Here is a 6245-nt window from a genome sequence, read left to right on the forward strand (position 1 = left end):
AAAGTTTATACAGACATTTGTTGATTTTTTAATAGTGGCTTTTGCTCTTTTCTTTATTGTAAAAGGCATAAATAAACTCAAAAAACAGCAGGAAATACCACCTTCTCCACCTATTCCTTCAAAAGAAGAGTTGCTTTTAACTGAAATAAGGGATATATTAAAGGAAAAGAAAATTTAAAAGAAAGGAGGTATTAGTATGAAAAAAGTGTTTTTAATATTGGTGGCTGTTAGTTTTTTTCTTCTGGTAGGTAAAGGTTTCTGTCAAAAAGCATCTTCTGAAGTTTCTTTACCTGAAGAATTTTCCTGGTATGGACAATCAGGTGCACAAAAAGAACCTGTTTATGATAATGCAAAAAAAGGATACTGGTGGATACCAACAAAGCCACCCGAAGGTAAAGAAAATGAATTATGGGGAAATAGAGGTTATATATTTGTTGGAAGTAAAAAAGCAGAAGAAAAAGAAGAAAAAGAAGAAAAACCTGTAGAGAAGAAAGTAGTTAGAGAAGGATGTGGAAAGGTAGTATATGTAGAAAAACCAGTTGAAAAAATAGTATATGTGGAAAAGCCGGTTGAGAAAATAGTGGAAAGAGTAATAGAAAAGCCAGTTGAAAAGGTGGTATATGTGGAAAAACCGGTTGAGAAAATTGTAGAAAAGCCAGTTGAAAAAATAGTATATGTGGAAAAGCCAGTTGAGAAGGTAGTGGAAAAACCAGTTGAAAAGGTTAAAGTTTCCACCTTCAATCTTTTGGATATTTATTTTCCATATGATAGTGCAAAACTTACAGCAGAAAGTATAAAGAAACTCAAAAATAATGCTAAAATTATTAAGGAAAATAATTTAAAGGTTCTTCTTGTTGGTTCAGCATCACCTGAAGGGTCTTCAGAGTATAATCTTAAACTTTCTGAAAAAAGAGTGAATGCTGTCAGAAATTATTTAATAGAAAAAGAAGGGATTTCAGAAAATCAATTAAAAACAAAAGCAGATGGAGAAATTGAAGTTCCTAAAAAAGAATGGCCTGCTGCAAGAAAAGTTAGTTTTTCTGTAATAAGTGAGTGAAAGTTTTTTTAAAGGAGGTCAAAATGAAAAGAATTGCAGGGATTTTATTAATTGGTCTTTTGTTATTCAGTGGTTGTGAGACAATTGGGAATCTCTCTGAAAAAACTAAACAGGGTGCTACAATCGGAGCAGTTGCAGGTGGTATATTAGGTGCAATAATTGATTCTAACAAGCCGTGGAGAGGAGCAATAATTGGTGCTGCAACAGGTGCAGTTGCTGGTGGATGGATAGGAAATACACTTGAGAAAAAATCAGAAGAAAAGGTAGTAGAAGCAAATAAAGATGTTGTTACTCAGGCAGCAAATGAAGCAGGAAAATTAAATGCAGTCGTGAAATATTCAAGGGTAACTGAAAATGGAGTAAAGGAAGAAATAGTTGCAACACCCGGGCAACTTAAGGATAATAAAAGAATGGTTACTGTTGAATATTTAAGAGATGGCAAACTCATTTCAAAAGAAGTAAGAGAGGTTACGATTAATTGATTCTTAATTTTAAAAGTTATAGAAAGAAGTATTATAATTAAAAAATTTAGGGAAAAGGAAATTGAAGGAAAAGAAAGAAGAATTTTTAAATACATCTTTCCTTTATCCAGAAAAAAAACCAACAGTTGTTATTTCAAGATGTCTTAATTTTGAAAATACAAGATATAATGGTGGTATTATTAAGGATGAATTTGTTTTAAAACTTATAAGGTTTGTAAAATATATTACTGTTTGTCCTGAAGTAGATATCGGTCTTTCTGTTCCAAGAGAACCCATAAACATATTTAATTATGGTGAGGATTTCAGATTGATTCAGGAGAAAACAAATCTGGATTTAACAGAAAAAATGAATATTTTCTGTGAAAAATTTTTAAATTCTTTAAATAACATAGATGGATTTCTTTTAAAAAGTAAATCTCCAAGTTGTGGTGTCTCTGGAACAGTAATTTATTATGAAAAAGATGGTAAAAAATCAGGTTATAGAGGTAAAGGATTTTTTGCAATGAGAGTGAAAGAAAAATTTCCATATTTACCTGTTGAAGATGAGGCAAGATTGAAAAACCCTGATATTAAATTTCATTTCCTTGTCAGAATTTTTTCTTTTTTTGAATTGAATGAGACATTAAAAAATATGATTTCTATAAAACAACTTCTTGATTTTCACCAGAATTATAAATATCTTTTGATGGCATACAACCAAAAAATTTTAAGATTTCTTGGGAATTTTCTTGCAAATTATGATAATAGTAAAAATATTGGAGAGATAAAAGAAAATTACAGAGTAAATTTTTATAAAGCATTTTCAAAAAAAATGAATCCAAAGTCAAATATAAATGTTATTCAGCATATTTACGGACATTTTAAAAACAGGTTGAACCAGAAGGAAAAAAGACATTTTTTAGACCTTCTGGGAAGATATAAGAAAAATGAAATACCTTTGATTTTGTTAATAGAAATTTTAAAAAATTTTGCTTACAGGTTTGAAAATGAGTATCTTATAAAACAGAAATATTTAAATCCATTCCCTTCTGATTTATTTTAACTAAAAATTCCTCTTGACATCTATATAAATTTACAGTATAATTATTTACAGTATGAAAAACTTAACAGAAAAACAGAGAAAAATTTTTGAATTCATAAATGACTATATAATAAAAAATGGTTATCCTCCATCTATAAAAGAAATTATGAAACATTTTTCATTTTCAAGTCCAACTGCTGTTGTCTCACATCTTAATGCTCTTGAAAAAAAGGGATATATTAAGAGAGAGGAGAAAACTTCAAGAGGAATAATTTTAAAAAAGCACTTTTTAAATATTCCTGTAATTGGAAGAATACCTGCTGGAATACCGAATATTGAAGAAGAAAATCTGGAAGGATTTATAAGTGTTAATGGTCAATTTTTGGGTAAAGGAGAATTTTTTTCTCTGATTGTTAAAGGTGATAGTATGAAAGATGCAGGTATTTTTGATGGTGATTATGTTATTATTAGAAAAAATGCTGAAGTTGAAAATGGAGATATTGCTGTTGTTTTTTACAATGGTGAATATACTGTCAAATACTTTTATAAAAGAAAAAATTTTATTGAGTTAAAACCAGCAAATCCTTCTTATAAGTCAATAATAATAAAAGAAAATCCTCTGATTATTGGTAAGGTTGTGGGTTTATTCAGAAAAATAAAATGATAACAGAAATAAACGAAAAAATAATAGTTGGTGCGATTTTTAAAAATGGTTCAATTAAAATAAACTGGTTTATATGGAAAAACAGGAAAATAAATATTGAAAAAATAACATACAGATGGAAAACAAAAAAGGGAGAAAAAGATATTTATAATTTTGCTGTTACAGATGGTTTTAATATTTTTGAATTATCCTTTATCCCTGAAGATTTAATCTGGAATCTTGAAAAAATACATCTTTTATAAAAATGGAAAGGGTAATTTTTCACATTGATATGGATGCGTATTTCGCTTCTGTTGAGCAACTTACAAATCCATTTTTAAAAGGAAAACCAGTTGCTGTTTCAGGAGGGCCATCAACAAAATCAGTTGTTGCATCCTGTTCTTATGAAGCAAAAAAATATGGAGTGAAATCAGGAATGAGTACTTATCAGGCTTTATTTCTATGTCCGCATTTAATAATTGTTCCTGGAAATTCTGAAAAATATATAGAAACATCAAAGAAAATATTTGAAATTATAAGAAGTTTTAAAGAAGATATTGAGATTTATTCAATAGATGAGGTTTTTATTGATGTCAGTGAAATTTATGAATTATATGGGGGGAAACAATATCTTGCAGAAGAAATAAAAAATAAAATAAAAAAACAAACAGGTCTTAAATGTTCAATTGGTTCTGGACCAAATAGATTAATTGCAAAAATATGCTCATCTCTATCAAAACCTGATGGAATTAAAATATGTGAAGAAAATGAGGTTGAAGATTTGATGAAAAATTTGCCTGTAAGTGAAATTCCAGGTATAGGAGAGAAAACATATAAAAAACTTTCAGATATGGGAATAGAAAAATGCGGGGATATTAAAAAAGCGGGTAAGAATTTTTTTGTAAGGATTTTTGGTAAGTTGGGTGAAAGAATATATAATTATGCCTGTGGAATAGAAAAACCCCAGATACAGATTGAAATTCCCGAAGTTTCAATAGGTCATTCATTTACCTTTTCTTTTGATACAGATGATATTGATACTATAAATAAAACACTATTCAATCTATGTGAAAGAGTGGCAGAAAGGATGAGGAAGAAAAAAAAACATGGAAATTTTATATCTTTATTTTTGAGATTTGAGGATTTTTCATCTATTTTGAAAAGAAAAAGATTTAATGACATTCCCGCTGATGGAAGTACAATTTTTAATCTTTACTGTGAAATAATATCCTCTTTACAAATTGAGAAAAAAATAAGGGGTATTGGAATTTCTGTTGGAGGTTTATTCAATCCTGAATGTCAGTATGTCTTTGAAGAAAAAATAAAAAGAGAAATGGTTTTTTATTATGTAGATAGAATAAATGAAAAATTTGGTGAAAATACCTTAATCCCTGCAATTTTATTAAATACATCAAAAATAAGAAAGACGCACTCCTTTTATCTGTGGACATTAAAAGAGCAAAAAATAAATATCTAAGAGAAATATTTTAATAAGTAGCACATTGAAAATTTTGACACAGGATTTATTATACAGTTAAAATTTATCTTTATAAAAAAATCTTTTGAAAGGTATGTTATGTTAGAACTTATAAAAAAAGAAATTTTTTTTGAAAAAATTAAGACAATCTTTCGTTCTCTCCAGTATAGAAATTATCGTCTTTTTTTTATAGGACAGAGTATCTCTTTAATAGGTACATGGGTTCAGAGGATTGCTTTGCCATGGCTTGTTTATCATCTAACACATTCTACAGTTTTACTTGGAATTACTGGTTTTGCTGAACAGATACCAACTTTTTTACTCGCAACTATTGGAGGTGTAGTTGTGGATAGAAAGGATAAATACAGAATTCTGTTGACTACACAGATTCTTGCAACAATACAGGCATTAATACTGGCAATACTTACATTAACAGGAACTATAAAAGTATGGGAGATTATATTTCTTGGTATATTTCTTGGTTGTATAAATGCTTTTGATATGCCATCAAGACAAGCATTTGTGGTTGATATTATAGAAAAAAAAGAGGACTTACCGAATGCAATTGCCTTAAATTCTTCTATGGTTAACAGTGCAAGAGTTGTTGGTCCTTCATTAGCAGGTATTATAATTGGAATGACAAATGAAGGAATTTGTTTTCTTATAAATGCTATAAGTTATATATTTGTCGTTATTTCACTTCTCCTAATAAATATTCCATCAAGAAACTTAAAAACAAAGGAAACAAATATTTTTCAGGAACTGAAAGAAGGATTTCTTTATGTTAAAAATTATTCATACTTAAAATATGTAATTTTGTTACTTGCTCTTGTAAGTTTAATGGGGATGCCTTATACAATTCTGATGCCTGTTTTTGTTACGAAAATTCTTAAAGGAACTTCAAAAACATTTGGTTTTTTAATGGCAGCAGGTGGTTTTGGTGCTTTAATCGGTGCTTTTTATCTTGCGGGTAGAAAAAATACTGAAGGACTTGAAAAAATTATTAAAATTTCTGCAATTGTTTTTGGTTCAGGACTTATAATGTTTTCTATATCACGTTTTTTTTCTCTTGCTTTGATTTTTATGGTTATTACAGGTTTTGGTATGGTTTTACAGATAGCTTCAAGTAATACTTTTTTACAATCATTTGTGGATGATGATAAAAGAGGAAGAGTTATGAGTTTTTATACACTTGCTTTTATGGGGACAGCACCTTTTGGTAGTTTACTTGCAGGTTATCTTGGGAAATTTTTAGGTGTTCCCCTGACTTTATTTATTGGAGGTTTTTCCTGTATAATAGGTGCTTTGATTTTTTCTTATTTCTTAGGAAAAATAGAATTTAAAAGTTAATTTTATTTTAAATTTTTCAATCCGATATTTGAGGTAAATACTTACTCAACCAGGGGTATAAAACACTGGAATTTAAAAAATTCCATGTGTTTTTTCTGGCGTTTTTTGCCCAGAAGTGACAAAAATACCATAAATCCCCCTCAAAGATTGAGGGGGTGTTTGGGGGAGTTGATACCTCTTGGGGATTTTAAAGGGGTTTAAACCCCTTTAAGAAA

At 29.0% G+C, this 6245-nt stretch carries 8 protein-coding genes; all 8 read left to right on the forward strand.

From position 1 onward, the window contains the following. Positions 1-178 (forward strand): MscL family protein (locus PKV21_08465; GenBank protein ID HOM27521.1); only part of this gene is annotated, 178 nt, incomplete at its 5' end. Between the two features lie 18 nt (positions 179-196). Next, complete coding sequence (locus PKV21_08470) at positions 197-1057, forward strand: OmpA family protein (GenBank protein HOM27522.1); 861 nt, start codon at positions 197-199, stop codon at positions 1055-1057. Between the two features lie 23 nt (positions 1058-1080). Then, positions 1081-1539 carry a YMGG-like glycine zipper-containing protein gene (locus PKV21_08475; GenBank protein ID HOM27523.1) on the forward strand — a complete coding sequence of 153 codons (459 nt, stop codon included), beginning with the start codon at positions 1081-1083 and terminating at the stop codon, positions 1537-1539. A gap of 61 nt (positions 1540-1600) precedes the next feature. After that, positions 1601-2581 carry a DUF523 and DUF1722 domain-containing protein gene (locus tag PKV21_08480; protein ID HOM27524.1) on the forward strand — a complete coding sequence of 327 codons (981 nt, stop codon included), beginning with the start codon at positions 1601-1603 and terminating at the stop codon, positions 2579-2581. 52 nt (positions 2582-2633) lie between these two features. Next, the gene (lexA, locus tag PKV21_08485) at positions 2634-3224 is read left to right on the forward strand and encodes a transcriptional repressor LexA (GenBank protein ID HOM27525.1); all 591 of its coding nucleotides are present in this window, start codon (positions 2634-2636) and stop codon (positions 3222-3224) included. After that, complete coding sequence (locus PKV21_08490; protein ID HOM27526.1) at positions 3221-3466, forward strand: hypothetical protein; 246 nt, start codon at positions 3221-3223, stop codon at positions 3464-3466. The genes lexA and PKV21_08490 overlap by 4 nt, the downstream gene beginning before the upstream one ends. A 2-nt stretch (positions 3467-3468) precedes the next feature. Further along, the gene (dinB, locus tag PKV21_08495) at positions 3469-4680 is read left to right on the forward strand and encodes a DNA polymerase IV (GenBank protein HOM27527.1); all 1212 of its coding nucleotides are present in this window, start codon (positions 3469-3471) and stop codon (positions 4678-4680) included. Between the two features lie 99 nt (positions 4681-4779). Beyond that, positions 4780-6030 (forward strand): MFS transporter, encoded by a 1251-nt coding sequence (locus PKV21_08500; GenBank protein ID HOM27528.1) that lies wholly within the window; start codon positions 4780-4782, stop codon positions 6028-6030. Positions 6031-6245: the final 215 nt, after the last annotated feature.

The sequence above is a fragment of the bacterium genome (genome assembly GCA_035371905.1).
In the GTDB taxonomy this organism is placed as follows: domain Bacteria; phylum Ratteibacteria; class UBA8468; order B48-G9; family JAFGKM01; genus JAMWDI01.